15 protein-coding genes are annotated in these 16785 nt (G+C 62.9%); 5 read left to right on the top strand and 10 right to left on the bottom strand.

Annotation, left to right across the window (positions count from 1 at the left end; genetic code table 11):
- Positions 1–202 precede the first annotated feature (202 nt).
- Both FHX14_RS09970 and FHX14_RS09965 read left to right on the top strand, forming a co-directional pair.
- Positions 203–862, top strand: coding sequence for a ChrR family anti-sigma-E factor (locus tag FHX14_RS09970; protein ID WP_184376986.1), 660 nt, complete (start codon positions 203–205; stop codon positions 860–862).
- A 99-nt stretch (positions 863–961) separates the two neighbouring features.
- The gene (locus FHX14_RS09965; protein ID WP_003587034.1) at positions 962–1795 is read left to right on the top strand and encodes an SDR family NAD(P)-dependent oxidoreductase; all 834 of its coding nucleotides are present in this window, start codon (positions 962–964) and stop codon (positions 1793–1795) included.
- Here FHX14_RS09965 and FHX14_RS09960 read toward each other — a convergent pair whose 3' ends face one another.
- The 5 genes from FHX14_RS09960 to FHX14_RS09940 all read right to left on the bottom strand — a co-directional run bounded on the left by FHX14_RS09960 (position 1796) and on the right by FHX14_RS09940 (position 7395).
- On the bottom strand, positions 1796–3055 hold the full coding sequence (locus FHX14_RS09960) for a cyclopropane-fatty-acyl-phospholipid synthase family protein (protein WP_184376985.1): 1260 nt from the start codon (positions 3053–3055) through the stop codon (positions 1796–1798).
- Between the two features lie 197 nt (positions 3056–3252).
- Positions 3253–4104, bottom strand: coding sequence for a DUF1365 domain-containing protein (locus FHX14_RS09955; RefSeq protein WP_184376984.1), 852 nt, complete (start codon positions 4102–4104; stop codon positions 3253–3255).
- A complete protein-coding gene (locus FHX14_RS09950; RefSeq protein WP_184376983.1) occupies positions 4101–5432 on the bottom strand; it encodes an FAD-dependent oxidoreductase in 1332 nt (443 codons plus the stop codon). The genes FHX14_RS09955 and FHX14_RS09950 overlap by 4 nt, the downstream gene beginning before the upstream one ends.
- Positions 5429–6880: a deoxyribodipyrimidine photo-lyase gene (locus FHX14_RS09945; RefSeq protein ID WP_184376982.1), complete on the bottom strand. Its 1452-nt coding sequence runs from the start codon at positions 6878–6880 to the stop codon at positions 5429–5431. The genes FHX14_RS09950 and FHX14_RS09945 overlap by 4 nt, the downstream gene beginning before the upstream one ends.
- A 188-nt stretch (positions 6881–7068) precedes the next feature.
- Complete coding sequence (locus FHX14_RS09940; protein WP_184376981.1) at positions 7069–7395, bottom strand: hypothetical protein; 327 nt, start codon at positions 7393–7395, stop codon at positions 7069–7071.
- Between the two features lie 198 nt (positions 7396–7593).
- Here FHX14_RS09940 and FHX14_RS09935 point away from each other — a divergent pair, with 198 nt between their 5' ends.
- Positions 7594–7908: a hypothetical protein gene (locus FHX14_RS09935; protein WP_183693279.1), complete on the top strand. Its 315-nt coding sequence runs from the start codon at positions 7594–7596 to the stop codon at positions 7906–7908.
- A gap of 49 nt (positions 7909–7957) precedes the next feature.
- Here the strand turns inward: FHX14_RS09935 and FHX14_RS09930 are convergent, their stop codons facing one another.
- Positions 7958–8443: an Lrp/AsnC family transcriptional regulator gene (locus FHX14_RS09930; protein WP_184376980.1), complete on the bottom strand. Its 486-nt coding sequence runs from the start codon at positions 8441–8443 to the stop codon at positions 7958–7960.
- Positions 8444–8581: 138 nt separating this feature from the next.
- Here FHX14_RS09930 and FHX14_RS09925 point away from each other — a divergent pair, with 138 nt between their 5' ends.
- Together FHX14_RS09925 and FHX14_RS09920 are read left to right on the top strand one after the other, a co-directional pair.
- Positions 8582–9001, top strand: coding sequence for a DUF2000 domain-containing protein (locus tag FHX14_RS09925; protein ID WP_184376979.1), 420 nt, complete (start codon positions 8582–8584; stop codon positions 8999–9001).
- 131 nt (positions 9002–9132) lie between these two features.
- Positions 9133–9813 carry an HAD family hydrolase gene (locus FHX14_RS09920; RefSeq protein WP_184376978.1) on the top strand — a complete coding sequence of 227 codons (681 nt, stop codon included), beginning with the start codon at positions 9133–9135 and terminating at the stop codon, positions 9811–9813.
- Between the two features lie 10 nt (positions 9814–9823).
- Here FHX14_RS09920 and FHX14_RS09915 read toward each other — a convergent pair whose 3' ends face one another.
- The 4 genes from FHX14_RS09915 to FHX14_RS09900 are packed head-to-tail and all read right to left on the bottom strand — an operon-like array spanning position 9824 to position 16545.
- Entirely contained in the window at positions 9824–12481 is a 2658-nt protein-coding gene (locus FHX14_RS09915) for a nitrate reductase (protein ID WP_184376977.1), read from the bottom strand.
- Positions 12481–12831, bottom strand: a complete 351-nt coding sequence (nirD, locus tag FHX14_RS09910) for a nitrite reductase small subunit NirD (protein ID WP_037073151.1) — start codon at positions 12829–12831, stop codon at positions 12481–12483. The genes FHX14_RS09915 and nirD overlap by 1 nt, the downstream gene beginning before the upstream one ends.
- 4 nt (positions 12832–12835) lie before the next feature.
- On the bottom strand, positions 12836–15286 hold the full coding sequence (gene nirB, locus FHX14_RS09905) for a nitrite reductase large subunit NirB (protein ID WP_184376976.1): 2451 nt from the start codon (positions 15284–15286) through the stop codon (positions 12836–12838).
- Between the two features lie 17 nt (positions 15287–15303).
- Positions 15304–16545: a nitrate/nitrite transporter gene (locus FHX14_RS09900; protein WP_012557454.1), complete on the bottom strand. Its 1242-nt coding sequence runs from the start codon at positions 16543–16545 to the stop codon at positions 15304–15306.
- Positions 16546–16785: the final 240 nt, after the last annotated feature.

Genomic DNA, 16785 nt, shown 5'->3' with positions numbered 1-16785 from the left:
TACTTTAGGAACGGTCTTTTCCCTTCACAAGGCTGAGTTGGCAAGAAATGCTATTCCACGCCCCTGTCGGGCACGATAAAATTTGGCCTTCCTCCCCCGAAATGATGCATGGCCCGCAATCCCGCCATGCGTGGGGTGATCCGAAGATTGACTTTCCCCGTACGGATGACGACAAAGCGAAAACGGAGCGCGGCAACAGGGCGTGACCGAAACCGATATGATTCACGAGCAGATCGACACGATCGATGCATTGATGGCGCATTATGTCGCCGGTTCCTTGCCCGAGCCGGCGCGGGTGCTGGTACGATCCCATCTCGAAATGAAAGCCGACAATCGCCGCCTGGTGGACAGCCTCGAATTGCTGGCCGGGGAGGCGCTGGAAAGCGCTGGTGAAACCGCCATTGCCGACCGCGACCGGCAGCTTCAGGCAATCTTTTCCTCTGCTGCTCCGGTCGCAGCGCCGCAGGCGGTCAGGCGGCCGGACAACGCGCTCTTTCCACAAACGCTGCGCGATTTCGTCGGCTTCGAGGTCGAGGACGTGCCGTGGCGCAAGCGGTTGCCGGGTTTCAAGGAATATTCCCTCGAACTCGATGGCTGCGAGGTCAATCTGATGTGGATCCGCCCCGGCCGCGCTTTGCCGGCGCACACCCACAAAGGCATGGAACTGATCCTCATCCTCGACGGCGCCTTCAACGATGAACGCGGCCGTTTCGGCCCCGGCGACATCTCCATTGCCGACGAGACGGTCGACCATCGGCCGGTCGCCGAAAAGGACAGGCCCTGCATCGCCTTTGCCGTTTCGGACGGGCCGGTGAAGCTCACCGGATCCCTTCGTCAGATGATCGGCGACCTGATCGGCTGAAAGCAGCCACAATGGTGTGATAGAGCCGTAAATCCGGGAGGCGAAGGGAACTTTCCGGACTTGTTTTCGGTTGGTCAGGCAGAACCGGAGGAACATGTCATGCGTGATTTCACCGCCCGTCCCGAAGATGGACTCGTCTGGATCTCGGGTGCGAGTTCCGGCATCGGCCGCGCGCTTGCGCTGAAGCTTGCCGGCGAAGGATACAAGGTCGCCGTCACCGCCCGAAGCCACGAAAAGCTGGTCGAACTGCAGGCCGAGGTCAGCGGCCTTGACGGCAGCATCATCGTTCTCGATGGCGACGTCACTGATGCCGAGGACATGGAGCATATCATGGCCTCCATCGAATATGAGCACGGCACACTCGCCATGGCGGTCCTCAATGCCGGCGTCTATTTGCCTGTTCATGCCGAGGACCTGAACCGCGCCGATTTCGATAAGAGTTTTGCCGTCAATCTCTCCGGCGTCGTCAACTGCCTGTTGCCGGCGGTCCGCCATATGAAGGCGAAAGGGCAGGGACAGATCGCCATCGTCTCCTCCGTCACCGGCTATGGCGGCCTGCCGACGGGCGCTGCCTACGGCGCCACCAAGGCGGCGCTGATCAATATGGCCGAAAGCCTGAAATTCGATCTCGACAAGATGGGCATCCGCATCCAGCTCATCTGCCCGGGCTTCGTCGACACACCGGCGACGCGGAAGAACGCCTTTCCCATGCCGTCCCTGGTGTCGACCGACGAAGCCGCCCGGCGGATTGCCGCCGGGCTGAAATCGCAGGCCTTCGAGATCTCCTTCCCGAGGCGCTTCACCATGATGCTGAAGCTTGCGCGTATGCTTCCCTACAGCGTCTATTTCATGCTGGTGAACCGGGTGACCGGCTGGAGCGAGCGGCCGTCATCGGCTGGTCACCATCCGGCGACACCGCATCCGGCGGAATGATCAGCTGCGCGAGAACACCACTTGGCGCACATCGATATTGCGGGCGCGGAAGCCGGCCTCGCAATAGAACAGATAGAATTCCCAGAGCCGCTTGAAACGCTCGTCGAAGCCCATCGGGCGGATGCGCTCCCAGACAGACCAGAAGCGTTCGCGCCATTCGGCAAGCGTGCGGGCATAGTCGAGCCCGAAGCCGAAGTCCCTGACCAGTGACAGGTCGACCTTGCCGGCAAGTTCCGCCAGATGGTTGCGCGTCGGCAGCATGCCGCCGGGAAAGACATATTTCTGGATGAAGTCGGGGTTGCTGCGATACTGGTCGAAGGCCTCCGGCCGGATCGTGATGATCTGCAGGCCGGCCTTGCCGCCCGGCTTCAGACATTGCCGGAGCTTGGAGAAATAGGACGGCCAGTATTTCTCGCCGACCGCTTCGAACATCTCGATCGAGACGATCCGGTCGTAAAGCCCGGTCTCGTCGCGGTAATCCTGGAAACGGAATTCGACGCGGTCGCCGAGACCGGCCTTGCGGATGCGCTCCTCGGCAAAGGCCAGCTGCTCGCGGCTGATCGTCAGCCCGGTCACCTTGCAGTTCAGTTCGCCTGCTGCAAATTCGGCAAACCCGCCCCAGCCGCAGCCGATCTCCAGCACGTGATCGCCGGGTCTGATGCCGGTCGCCTCGGCAAGCGCGCGGTATTTGGCATTCTGCGCCGATTGCAGGTCGTTGGCCCCTGTCGAATAGAGTGCCGAGGAATAGGTCATGCTCGGATCGAGCCACTGCCTGTAGAAATCATTGCCGAGATCGTAGTGGGCGGAAATGTTACGCTTCGAGCCCGTCTTGGTATTGGTGTTCATCCAATGGCGGACGCGCTCGACGAGGCGGCCAATGCCGCCCTTGCCATTGGAATAGCTGTAGACGGCCTCGCCGTTGACGAGGAAAAGTTCGAGGAAGGCGGCGATGTCGGGGCTGTCCCAATCGCCGTCCATATAGGTTTCGGCAACCCCGATCGTGCCGCTCGTCAGCGCCCGGTAGGCAAGGTTCCAGTTGTGGAGGCTGAGAGCCGCCTTCGGCCCGGCCTTCTTGCCCTCGACCAGCAGCCTGCGGCCGTCGGGCAGGGTAACGGCGAGCGAACCGTGCTGCATGCGCAGAAGCCCGCGCAGCGCCAGCTTCGCCTTGAACGGCAGCCCCTTCACCAGACGGGATATATTTTCGGCCGTCAGCGTCACCGCATCACGGGCCAGCACATTCCAGTCCTGCGCCTTGCTCATCTTTCCTCCTCCAGCATTTTTTTGCCGGTTAGGGACGACGATACATCCGTGACGATGTTCGGGCGGCCTCCGGCCATTATTAGGCAAGGCTACTGCATAATTTCCTCAATCGGAAATCGAATTAAGGAAAAATTATGCAGCAGTTCAAAGCGCTGCAGCGTTTTGCGCGTCGTTTCAGAACGCCCGGCGCTGCAATGTCATTCCGCGGCGTCCGCAAGCGGCCGGGGCCGGTGAGTGCTGACGGCAGGCGGAGGCGCAGGACGGCTGATATAACGCGCGCCCTTCAGCCACAGTTTCAGCGCTTCCCAATGGATGCCGGCCACGATCTTGAAGGGGAGGAAAGGGATGAGCGCTGTCAGCCGGAGCAGCGCGGCGCTGGTCAACGGCAGCTGCCGTCCTGAGAATGTCGCCGAAAGCAGCGGCCCTTCGCCGTCGGTTTCGAGGATGCGCCAGCGGATTTCCGCGCCGGGCGGCAGCATGCGGAAGTGATAACGCGCCGCTATGCCGATGAAGGGCGAGACGTGGAAGAGCTTGTCGCAGCTCTGGCGGAGCCCGCCTTCCGACATCTCGCCATCACTGACGGGACAGACGTAACTGTGCCGCTCCCCGAAAGTGTTGCGCACCTCGTAGATCATCGCGGTGAGGGCGCCGCCGCCTTCATAGGCGTGATAGACGGAGATCGGGTTGAAAACATAGCCGAGAATGCGGGGATAGCAGACGAGCAATATCCTTGCCGCGCGATCGAGCCCGGCCTCAGCGAGCAGCCGGTCGGCATAGGCGCGCAGCGGCGTGCTCGCCGTATCGGCATGGTCCTTTTCATGAAACGAGACGAGATTGCGGCCGTTGACGGAAAACAGCGCCGACAGCCGATCAGCCGCTTCAAGCCGATCAAGATCGACGAGCAGGGAAAAGACGCGGTAGCGGAAACGATGGCTGAAGGGTTTCAGGCGTTGATGCATGATCTCGCCGACATACAGCGCGGCCGCCGCATCCGGCGCAGCGCCGTTGCCGCTCATGCTGACGCCGCGCTTTTTGCCTCGTCCGCTCATGCCGCTGCATCCGGTTGCGGTTGCCGACTTCGCGCCGTTCGCCAGGGAATGATGCCTCCCAGCGCCTCGGCCGCCGCCAGGCCGGAAACCAGGCCATCCTCATGAAATCCATATCCCGTCCAGGCGCCGGCGAAATGGCAATGGTTCTCGCCCTGGATAGCGGCGAGCGCCCGCTGCGCCGCCATGGCATCGGCCGAAAATTGCGGATGCTCATAGGTGAATTCCGCAAATACCATGCGGGGATCCGGCTCGCGGTCGGGGTTGAGCGTGACGAACAACGGGAAACCATCGTCGATGCCCTGCAGCCGGTTCATCCAATAGGTGACGGCGACACCCGCCTTGCCATCCTCCCGGCTGGAACGCAGATAGTTCCACGAGGCCCAGACCTTGCGCCGCTGCGGCATCAGCCTTTGGTCGCGGTGCAGGACGACGCGGTTCGGCTGGTAGGGAATGGCGGCAAGCAGCCGCCTTTCCCGGTCGGTGGCATCCATCAGCAGGCGTGCCGTCTGATCGCTGTGGCAGGCAAGGATCACCTTGTCGAATGGCCGCTGGCTTCCGGTCTCGTCGATAAGCGTGACGCCGCTCTCCGAACGGATCACCCCGCTTATGCCGCAGCACAGTTTCACCCGCCCGCCGAGCGGCTGCAGCAGCCGGTCGAGATAGGTTCGGCTGCCGCCGGTCACCGTCCGCCATTGGTGCTGGCGGTGATAGATCAGCCGGTGATTGTCGAAGAAATTGACGAAATATTCGGCCGGGAACTGCAGCATGCGGGCCGACGGCGTCGACCAGATCGCCGCCGCCATCGGCACGAGATAATTGTTGGTGAAGCCGGGCGAGAAGCCGCGCCAGTCGAGATAATCGCCGATCGAGCGCGAGGCGAGGTGACCGGCGGCCCGGTCTTCGAGGCAGGTGCGGTTGAAGCGCAGGATCTCGCGGATCATCCACAGGAATGACGGCCGCAGCAGGTTGCGCTTCTGCGCGAAGATCGAGGACAGCCCGCCGCCGCTCCATTCCAGCCTGCCGCGGTCGAGCGAGAGCGAAAAACTCATGTCGCTTGCGTGGGTGGCGATGCCGAGTTCGGCAAAGAGTGCCGTCAGGTTCGGATAATTCGGTTCGTTATAGACGATGAAGCCGGTATCGACCGCAATCCGAACACCGTCATAATCGACGTCGACCGTCGCCGTATGGCCGCCCGCCCGCGCCTGGCTCTCGTAGAGCGTCACGTCGTGCATGGGGTCGAGCGCCCAGGCCGCCGAGGCGCCGGAGATGCCGGAGCCGATGACGGCGATCTTCAGCCGGCGCGAGGCGGGGCGGACATGCGCGTTCATGCGGCATCCTTCGTGGCTTTGTAAGCGGCGAGCGCCCGGTCGCGGGCGCTGGCATGGTCGACGATCGGTTTCGGATATGTCTGGCCGAGGATGATGCCGGCCGCGTCGAGCGCGCTCTTCGACGCCTCGAACGGCCGGTGGATGTGTTTTGCCCCGAGCCGTTGAAGCTCCGGCACATGGGCTCTGACATAGTCGCCGTCGGGATCGAAAGTCTCGCCCTGCAGCATCGGATTGAAGATGCGGAAGAAGGGTGAAGCGTCGGCTCCCGAGCCCGCCACCCATTGCCAGCTTGCCGCATTGTTGGCGGGATCGGCATCGACCAGCGTGTCGCGGAACCAGGCCTCGCCGCGGCGCCAGTCGATCATCAGATCCTTGATGAGGAAGGAGGCGACGATCATGCGCACGCGATTGTGCATCCAGCCGTGGCGCCAGAGCTGGCGCATGCCGGCATCGACGATCGGGTAGCCGGTCATGCCGCGGCGCCACGCCTCGAAATCGCCGTCGTCGTTGCGCCATTTGAAGCCGTCGAAACGATCGTTCCAGTTCTCCGAGGCAAGACGCGGGAAATGGAAAAGAAGGTGGTAGGAGAATTCCCGCCAGGCGATCTCCTTGCGGAAATGCACGATGTCGGCCGCCGGCACCCGGTTCGACAGACCGCGCGTCGCATCCCAGATGCGGGCAGGGGAGATCTCGCCGAGCGCCAGATGCGGCGACAGCATCGAGGTCGCCGGTTTCGCCGGATAGTCGCGGTTTTCCTTGTAACCCTTGAGTTCGTCCTCGACGAAGGCGCTGAGCCTCTCTCTTGCGCCTTGCTCGCCCGGCGTCCAGAGATCGGCAAAGCCCTTCGCCCAGTCCGGCTTCGTCGGCAGCAGTTTCCAGCTCTTCAATGTTTCCGATGCCGGACGTTGCGCTGCCAGCCGCAGCTTCGCCGGCGCCTCCAGCGGCGGCTCGGCTTCGCCCGCACCCTCCAGCGCGCGCCAGAATGGCGTATAGACCCGATAGGGCGTGCCACTGCCGGTCATCAGCCTGGACGGTTCGTGCAGCAGCTGGCCGCCGAAACTTCTCGCCTCGATCGCCTGTTTTTCCAATTCCTGCTTGATGTGGGTGTCGACCGAGATGCCCGAGGGATCGTATCGCCGGTTCCAGAAAACGGCTTCGGCACCACTCTTTTTGATGACGGCGCGGAGCACCTCGAGCGCTTCTCCGCTGGCAAGCACCAGTTCGCCCTGCCGCTCGTGCAATGATCTATCAAGCGCTTCCAGCGAATGATGCAGCCACCAGGCCTGCGCAGCGCCGAGCGGACCCGTGCCGGCTGCCGCCGGCTCTTTGATATAAACGGGGATGATCGGTCGCCCGGAGAGATGGGCGGCAGTCAGCGCCTGATTGTCGTCAAGGCGCAAATCCCTGCGAAACCATAAAATGACAGGTTTTACCGCGTCCTTTGCCAATGAAGCCGTTCCCTGCTCTTGTTCTTTGCACCCTGCTACGGATGTACGGAACGCCCGGATCAAAAGTTTCATCCGGAGGGAAAGCTTTTCATCGTGGTGGCGGCGACATGAAAAAAGGCCGGCGTGAACCGGCCTTTGCCAAACGTGGCGCGCGTTTGCGCGACATGTTTAGGGAGCGAAGGTGCCTGTCAGTTGTCGTATTCGCGGCAGGCTTCGCTGATCGAGGCGCCGCTTTCGCCGCCGCGTGTATCGACGCCCGACCTCTGCTGCGGCATGCCGGCGCATTCCATCGTTTGCGGCTGGCCGATGCTCTGTGTTGTCATCGGATCAACCGGCGCGACGCGCACCGGATACATGCCGTTGTCACTGTTGGTATAATCGGATGAATAGCTACCCGAACCCGGATCGGTCGAGCCGCCGTTGGTCGGCCCGATCGGATCGGGATTCGACTGGGCAAAGGCTGACGATGCCATGCCGATCGCAAGCAGCGAAGCGGCGATAAGGGATTTGGTCATGAGGATATCCTCCTTTGATTTTCATCTTGGATGACCCTGGGGTAACCGCCTGCCGGAATCATTGTTCCGAAATTTGCGAAAAATCTGCACGCAGGCCTTGCATGGTTACGCATAAACCTTAACGGCGGAAGCCGCTGGATCGCCGCTGCCACCTGCCTTAGTGCATGACGAAACGCCAATCCGCAGCATGAGGCCGCAATGTTCGTTTCCCCGCGCGAGGCCGCAGATCTCGGTCTGCAGATTGCCCTTGCACTCGCCCTGACGGCCAGTGGCATGGCAATCGCGTCCTCTGCCATGGGCCGCGAGAAGGCCGGCATATCAGCGATCGACGTCGGCCGCCCCTCGTTGTGGACTGCCATTCCCATGCGTATCGATCCGACGACACAGGCCTATCTGCGCGCCGACGCGCCCGCCGGGCCGGAACTTGCCGCCAGCGCCGAACAACCCTGCCATGACCCGATCGGCCTGCGCCTCTCCTGCGATTTGATCGCCACCAGCAGCACAGCCTTTTAGAGCAATTCCAGCAAAAGCGTGCAGCGGTTTTGGCGACGATCTCTGCGCTTCACCGCGAACGGCTGGCGCTCGATAGCTGCACGGGCAGGATCGTCGATGCCTTGATGTCCTTCAGCACGAACATCGTATGCATCTCCTTGATGCCGGGCAGGCGACGGATCACCGTCATGGCGAATTCGGCATAATTGTCGAGATCGGCCGCGACCACCTGCAGCAGGAAATCAGCCTCGCCGGCAACGGAATAGCAGGCGATGACCGCATCCAGCTCGCCGACCTCGCGCTCGAAGCGCTGGGCCTCGTCATGGGAATGCGTGTCGATCTGCACACGCACGAAGGCGAGGACGCCGAGGCCGACGGCGCGGCGATCGACGAGAGCCTGATAGCCGCGGATGACGCCGGCCTCTTCAAGCCGTTTCACTCTGCGCCAGCAGGGCGAGGTCGACATTCCCACGCGTTCCGCAAGCTCCTGGTTGGTCAGCCGTCCCTCGCTCTGGAGCGCCTTCAATATGCGGATATCTCCCGGCTCGAATTCCATGATCGGTAAATCCTTTCTAGCTTCATCGACAGATAGGAAGATCCTACCAAAATCGCCCGGGTCGCGACAGGAATAGGCAGGATATTTCTATGCCTTGCGATAGGTTGGGAAAACCAAATCAAGCATGGAGAACGAGGGATGACGGGTGAGGATTGGCGTGTCGCGGTGATTGTCGAGCCGGCGCTGCCGGCCGGCGAACTCGCCAATACGATCGCCGTGCTGTCGATCGGCCTCGGCGCTGCGGCGCCGGCGCTTGCCGGCGCGCAATTGACCGACCAGACCGGCCGGACATTTCATGTCAGTGCCAACAAGCCGGTCCCGGTGCTGCAGGCGGCCGCCGCCGATCTGAGATCGCTGTTGCTCAAGGCGTTGCCGGCGCCCGGTGGCGCACTGGTCGTGCCATTCCCGCGTTTTGCCCGCGCCTTGCACGTCTATGCCGATTATGAGGCTTCGATACCGGCGCGCGACCTCTCCTTGGAAACGATCGACGGCATCGGGCTCGCCGGCCCGACGAAGTGGATCCGTTCGCTGACGGGCTCGCTGAAGCTGCTGCGTTGATGCGTGCAGGCAAGGCTTGCCGCCTAGTATAGCTGACCTGTCCAGGCGAAAGCTTGCAAAAAGCGATGATTTGCCGTTTCATCGGGCGATAGCGACCACCGTCCGACTCTTTTCCTGAAGGATTCAGCCTTTTGTCCCAACCGATGCCCCGCGGCTTCGAGAAGCCTTATGCCGCCTTCCTGTTCGATATGGACGGCACCATCCTCAATTCGATCCGTGCGGCCGAACGTGTCTGGAGCGACTGGGCAAGGCGTCAGGGCCTCGTTGTCGCCGACTTTCTGCCGAAGATGCATGGATCGCGCGGCGTCGACACGATCGCCCGGCTGAACCTGCCGGGCGTCGATCCCGAACATGAAGCCAGGCTGGTGACCGAGGCCGAGATCGCCGATGTCGGCGATGTCGTCGCCATTTCGGGTGCCGCGGCATTCCTGAGCTCGCTGCCGCCGGATCGCTGGGCGATCGTCACCTCCTCACCCTTGCGTCTTGCCCGCCGGCGGCTGGAGGCGGCAGGCCTGTCGCTGCCGAAATTCATGGTGACGGCTGAGGATGTGAAGGTCGGAAAACCCGATCCGCAATGTTATATTCTCGGCGCCGAACGCCTCGGCGTCAGCACGCAGGACTGCCTTGTGTTCGAGGATGTCGCTGCCGGCATTCTCGCCGGCGAGGCGGCGGGCGCCGATGTCATGGTGGTGACGGCAACCCATCATGGCAAGATGGAAACGCCGCATCCGACGCTGTCATCCTACGACGAGATCTCGGTCCGCATCTCGGCCGACCATAAAATGTTCATCGTGCCGAAGGCGGCCGGATAAGCCCTGCCTTTCACTCCGCAGCGGCGGCAAGACAGCGATCGATGATCCTGCCGATTTCGCCGCGGCAGGAGCCACAATTGGTTCCGGCGCTCGTTTCCTTGCCGACGGCCTCGACGCTGTGGCATCCGCCGCGAACGGCGGCGGCGATCTGGTTGACCCCGACGCTGAAGCAGGAGCAGACGGTGGCGCCCGGATCCGGCCTGCCGGCGCCGGGACGGCCTGCGACGAGCGCAAAACGTTTCCTCAGATCATCATGCGCGGCGGAGAGCTGCGAGATCGCCCAGTTGCGCGCGACGGCGACGGGCTCGCGGGCGAGGAACACTGCGGCAAGCAGGGTCTCGCCGTCGAAGAAGGCGAGCCTGAGGTCGCCGGATTGCCGGTCGGCATAACCGAGCGGCTCGATTTCATCGGGAATGGCAAAAACCGCCCGGCACCATGCCGTCCAGTCTTCGACCGCTTCTCCGAAGGCAAGCTCCAGCCGCCAGCCGCCCTCAGCCTTTGCCAGGGCCCAATAGGCCGCGTCAGGTGTCACGGGTTTTGTCGCCGAAACGGCGAAGCCGTAATGGGCGGCGCGGAAGGGCCGGACGGCGACGGCCACATTCTTCGACGCCGGCTGACCGGAAACGGGATCGGTGATCGGCGCCACCACGGCGTCGATCCGCGCTTTTGCCGCGAACTGGTCGTTCCAGTGCATCGGCGCGAAGATGCCGCCGCGCGCCTGGCGGTCGGTCACCAGCGCCCGGACGATTGCCTTGCCGTGCGGGCTGTCGATCTCGACGAGGCCGGCGCTTGATATGCCGGTCTCGATCGCGTCGCGCGGATGGATCTCCGCAAAGGGTTCGGCGATATGGGCGGAAAGCCGCGCGCTCTTTCCGGTTCGCGTCATCGTGTGCCACTGGTCGCGGATGCGCCCGGTATTCAGCGTGAAGGGAAAGTCGCCATTGGTGCGGTCCGTTGCCGGCGGTTCCACCGCGACGAAGCGCGCCTTGCCATCGGCATGGTAGAAGCCGCCATCGGCGAAGAAGCGGGTGACGCCGGGCGCGGTGCCTGCCGCCTGCGGCCATTGGAAGGGCGAGAGCTCGTCATAGACGCTGCCGGTCATGCCGGCGCGGGCGCCGATGTCGAAATCGCGGCTGCCGTTGTTTTCGAAGGCGGAAAGGGCGGCATGTTCGGCGAAGATTTCGGCCGGCGCATCAAAATCGAAGGCGGCGGCAAAGCCCATGCGGCGCGCAACCTCCGCAAGCTGCCACCAGTCCGCCTTGGCATCGCCGGGCAGGTCGAGAAACGGCCGTTGCCGGGAAATGCGCCGTTCGGAATTGGTGACGGTGCCGTCCTTCTCGCCCCAGCCGAGCGAGGGCAGAAGCACATCGGCGTGCCGGGCCGTATCCGTCTCTCTCAGAATGTCGGAGACGACGACGAAGGGACAGGCGGCGATCGCACTTTCGACGCTGTCGGCATCCGGCATCGAGACAACAGGATTGGTGGCGATGATCCAGAGCGCCTTGATGCGCCCGTCGGCCACGGCGCGGAACATGTCGACCGCCTTCAGGCCGGGTTTGGCGGCGATAACGGGCGATTTCCAGAAGCGCTGCACGCGGTCGCGGTCATCGGCACTTTCGATCGCCATATGGGCGGCAAGCATGTTGGCAAGACCGCCGACCTCGCGCCCGCCCATGGCATTCGGCTGGCCGGTCAGCGAGAACGGTCCCATACCAGGGCGGCCGATGCGGCCCGTCGCCAGATGGCAGTTGAGGATGGCATTGACCTTGTCGGTGCCGGAGGAGGATTGGTTGACGCCCTGGCTATAGCAGGTCACCACCTTCGACGTCGTCTCGAACAGGCGGAAGAACTCGCGGATCTGCATCGCCGGCAGGCCGGTTCGCTCCAGGAGTTCGTTGATATCGAGTGCTGCGGCTGAAGCAAAGGCGCCGGCGAAACCTTCCGTATGGGAGGCGATATAATTCTGGTCGATCGCGGGGCTTGTCGCGAGATGGGCAAGCAATCCCATGAACAGCGCGACATCGCCGTCCGGGCGGATCGCCAGATGCAGATCGGCGATATCGCATGTCATCGTCCGGCGCGGATCGATGACGACGATCCGCATGTTCGGCCGCGCCGCTTTGGCAGCGGCCAACCGCTGGTAGATGACGGGATGGCACCAGGCGAGGTTGGAGCCGGTGAGCACCACGAGATCCGCGAGTTCGATATCCTCATAGGTCCCGGGCACCGTATCGGCGCCGAAGGCGCGGCGATGCCCGGCGACGGACGACGACATGCAGAGCCTTGAATTGGTGTCGATATTGGCCGAGCCGATGAAGCCCTTCATCAGCTTGTTGGCGAGGTAATAATCCTCGGTCAGCAACTGGCCTGAAACGTAGAAGGCGACGGAATCCGGCCCGTGTTCGGCGATCGTTTCGGAGAAACGCCGGGCGACCAGATCAAGCGCCTCGTCCCAGCCGCTGCGTGCGCCGGCGATCTCGGGATAAAGAAGCCGGCCGTCGAGATCGATGGTTTCGGCAAGCGCCGAACCCTTAGAACACAGGCGGCCGAAATTCGACGGATGCTCGGGATCGCCCTTGACGCTGACGGCGCCGGCCTCGTCGACCGTGGCGATAACGCCGCAGCCGACGCCGCAATAGGGGCAGGTGGTCTTGACCTCAGCCGCCATTATTCAGCCGCCATCAACAGGCTTTCCAGCGCGATGAACAGCGCGCCGTCCTCGTTGCGGACCGGTATGGTCCGCACCTCGCCCTGGTCGGCACCGAGCGCCTTGCCGGTTTCGAGCGAGATCACCCAATTGTGCAGCGGGCAGGTGACGGCCTTGGCATGCACGATGCCCTGGGAGAGCGGACCGCCCTTGTGCGGGCAGTGATCCTCGATGGCGAAGACCTCGTTTTCGGCCGTGCGGAAGACGGCGATCTTGCCCTGGGGCGTCTTCACGCAGCGGGCACCACGCAAGGGAATGTCGGAAATGTCGCCGATTGGATGCCAGTTTTCATTGGGCCAATTCATATCCATCTCCTTACTCGGCTGCCTGCGGGTAACCGATCGTCGCCATCGGCTTGAATTCATGCTTGTCCTTGCCGGAGACGCGCTCCGACCAGGGATCCACCTGGGCAAATTTCTGGCTGAAGACGAAGCGCTCGTAATAGGCCTGGCGCTTTTCGGCATCACCCATGATCTGGCGGCGGATTTCATCCAGACCGATACGCTTGGCCCATTTGTAGATGCGCTCGAGATAGCGGGCTTGCTCGCGGTACATTTGCGTCAGCGCCACAATATGCTCCAGCGCCTCGTCCTCGGTCTTCACCAGGCCGAGCACCTCGGTGCCCTTGATGTCGAGACCGGCCGCACCGGCGAAATGGATCTCGAAACCGGAATCCACGCAGATCACGCCGATATCCTTGCAGGTTGCTTCGGCGCAATTGCGCGGGCAGCCGGAGACGGCCATCTTCAGCTTGGCCGGCGTCCACGAGCCCCACATGAATTTCTCGATGCGGATGCCGAGGCCGGTCGAATCCTGGGTGCCGAAACGGCACCAGTCCGAACCGACGCAGGTCTTCACCGTGCGCAGGCCCTTGGCATAGGCCTGGCCGGAGACGAAGCCGGCCTTGCCGAGATCGGCCCAGACGGCGGGCAGGTCTTCCTTCTCGATGCCGAGCAGGTCGATGCGCTGGCCGCCCGTCACCTTCACCATCGGGATATCGAACTTGTCGACGACATCGGCGATGGCGCGCAGCTCGTTCGAATTGGTGACGCCGCCCCACATGCGGGGAACGACGGAATAGGTGCCGTCCTTCTGGATATTGGCGTGGACGCGCTCATTGATGAAGCGCGACTGGTAGTCGTCGGCATATTCGTCCGGCCAGTCGCAGACGAGGTAATAATTGAGCGCCGGCCGACACTTGGCGCAGCCGCAAGAGGTCTTCCATTCCAATTCCTGCATGACGGCCGGGATGCTCTTCAGACCCTTGGCCTTGATCAGGCGGCGAACGTCGTCATGGCCGAGTTCGGTGCAGGTGCACATCGGCTGCACGGCAGCCGGATTGTAGCCATCGCCGAGGGTCAGCGCCATCAGCTGTTCGACGAGGCCGGTGCAGGAGCCGCAGGAGGCGGATGCCTTGGTGTGGGCGCGCACGTCGTCGAGCGACGTCAGGCCTTTGCTGGTGATCGTCGAGGTAATCTTGCCCTTGCATACGCCGTTGCAGCCACAAATCTCCGCGTCATCCGGCAAGGCTGCAACGGCCGCCATAGGGTCCAGCGGCGACCCTCCCTGATAGGCCTGACCGAAGATCAGCGTCTCGCGCATCTCCGAAATATCGGTCGCCTTCTTCTTCAGATCGTTGAACCAGGCGCCGTCGGCGGTCTCGCCGTAAAGCACGGTGCCGATGATCTTGTTGTCCTTCAGCACGAGACGCTTGTAGACGCCGGCGCTGGCGTCACGCAGCACGATCTCCTCGCGGTCGTCGCCATCGGCGAAATCACCGAGCGAATAGAGCTCGATGCCGGTGACCTTCAGCTTGGTCGGCGTGTCCGCATGCACGAAAGCCGGCGAACGGTCGTCCGAGAGATGTGCTGCGGCAATGCGGGCCATCTCGTAAAGCGGGGCGACGAGGCCGTAGACCATGCCGCCGACCTCGGCGCATTCGCCGAGCGCAAAGATATCGCCATCCGAGGTTTGCATGCCGGCATCGACGACGATGCCGCGGTTGACCGCAAGGCCGGCGTCCTTCGCCAGGCCGACACTCGGACGAATGCCGACGGCCATGACGACGAGGGTTGCCGGGATGATGCGGCCGTCGTCGAGTTCGATGCCTTCGACCTTGCCGTTGCCGATGATCGCCTTGGTATTGGCCTTGCAGATGACCTTGATGCCGCGTTCTTCGACCGCCTTTTGCAAGAGATAACCGGCGGCGGGATCGAGCTGGCGCTCCATCAGCGTCGGCATGACGTGCAGGACGGTGACGTCCATGCCGCGCTGGGCAAGGCCGGCCGCCGCTTCGAGGCCCAAAAGACCGCCGCCGATGACGACGGCCTTTTCGCGCGACTGGGCGGCAAGCAGCATGGCCTGCACGTCGTCGAGATCGCGATAGGTAATGACGCCGGGCAGGTCCTTGCCGGGAACCGGGATGATGAAGGGCACGGAACCGGTGGCGATCACCAGCTTGTCGTAGCTTTCGGTGACGCCATGATCGGAGGTGACCGTCTTGGCATCGCGATCGATGTTGACGATCTTGTGGCCCTTGTAGAGCATGATGCCGTGCTTGATGTACCAGCCGTCACCGTGAATGATGATCTGCTCGTAGTCCTTCTCTCCAGAGAGAACCGGCGACAGCATGATGCGGTCGTAATTGACGCGCGGCTCGGCATTGAAGATCGTGACTTCATAGCGTCCGGGCGCCCGTTCGAAGAGGTGCTCCAGCATGCGCCCGGGCGCCATGCCATTGCCGATGATGACGAGTTTTTCTGTCATAATTCCTAGTCCTTAGATCAGGTTGCAGCCACGGGCTCAGAGGGTCCCTGGCGCGACAATTGCTTGACGGACAGGTGCATCCAGACGAGCGAGATCGCGACGATTGCGAAGAGCAGCAGGAAGCAGCTGGACCAAAGGCCGGTCATGTCCTTGAGGAGGCCGAAAGCGATCGGCAGGATGAAGCCACCGAGACCGCCCATCATGCCGACGATGCCGCCGACGGCGCCGACGCTTTCAGGGTAATAGGCCGGAATGTGCTTGTAGACGGCGGCCTTGCCGAGGCTCATGAAGAAGCCGAGCACGAAGATGACGGCGATGAAGATGACCGGCGTGATGGTCGTCGCCGGCAGCGACAGGATGAGAGTGGCTACGGCCGAGACGGCCAGCATCGCATACATCACGCTGCGTGCGCCCTTCTTGTCCGACAGCACGCCGCCGAAAGCGCGGAAGATGCTGCCCGGGATGGAGTAGGCGGCCGCAATCATGCCGGCAGTTTCCAGGTTGAAGCCGTAGACGCCGACCAGATAGCGCGGCAGCCACAGGGACAGGGCGACGAAGCCGCCGAAGGCGAAGAAATAGTAGAGCGAGAAGCGCCAGACCTGGACGTTCTGCAGCGGCGCGAATTCCTGAGCGAGGCTCTTGGAGGCGGTGCCGCGCTCGCGGCGAAGACGGAAGGCCGGATCATCTGACGTGGTGAACCAGAAGACGATGGCCATCAGCGCCAGACAGACGGCCCAGATCTCGGCAACCGACTGCCAGCCCCAGGCGAGCAGCACGAAGGGGGCTGCGAATTTGGTCACGGCCGCGCCGACATTGCCGGCGCCGAAGATGCCGAGCGCCGTGCCCTGTTTTTCCGCGGGGAAGAACGGCGAGACATAGGCGACACCGACCGCGAAGGAGCCGCCGGCAAGCCCGACGCCGAGGCCGGCGATCAGCATCTGCGTATAAGTCTGGGCGTAGGAGAGCAGGAAGGTCGCCAATGCGGCGGCCAGCATGGTGAGGGTGTAAACGAGACGCCCGCCATAACGCCCCGTCCAGATGCCGAGGACGATGCGCACCAGCGAACCGGTCAGGACCGGGGTGCCGATCAGCAAGCCGAACTCCGCCTCGTTCAGGCCGAGATCCTGCTTGATGCGGATGCCGATGATCGCAAAGATCGTCCAGACGGCGAAACAGAGCGTGAAGGCGACCGTGGAGATCCACAATGCTTTGGCTGGTTCGCCGGGGGACATGGGCTGCGCTTTCTCGATGACAGACATGGCTTCTCCGTGGCGCGACAAGGTCGTGCCGATCCATTGCTGGGGGGTTAAAAACAAAAAGCCGCTGGTCAGGCTGCGCATGCACGAGGCGCGCGAAATATCCTGATCAGCGGCTTTGCTGGTGGCGCCCGCCGTTGGACGCCGAATTCATGGTCTTCTCAGAGCGCCTATTGCGCCCTCGTACTGCACTGATCGCCATTGATCTGTGCATTAGTACTCTTGCAAACTGCGTGCCAGTTT

It is taken from the genome of Rhizobium sp. BK619 (genome assembly GCF_014195245.1).
Taxonomy (GTDB): domain Bacteria; phylum Pseudomonadota; class Alphaproteobacteria; order Rhizobiales; family Rhizobiaceae; genus Rhizobium; species Rhizobium acidisoli.
This window is presented reverse-complemented; position numbering and strand designations above follow the sequence as displayed.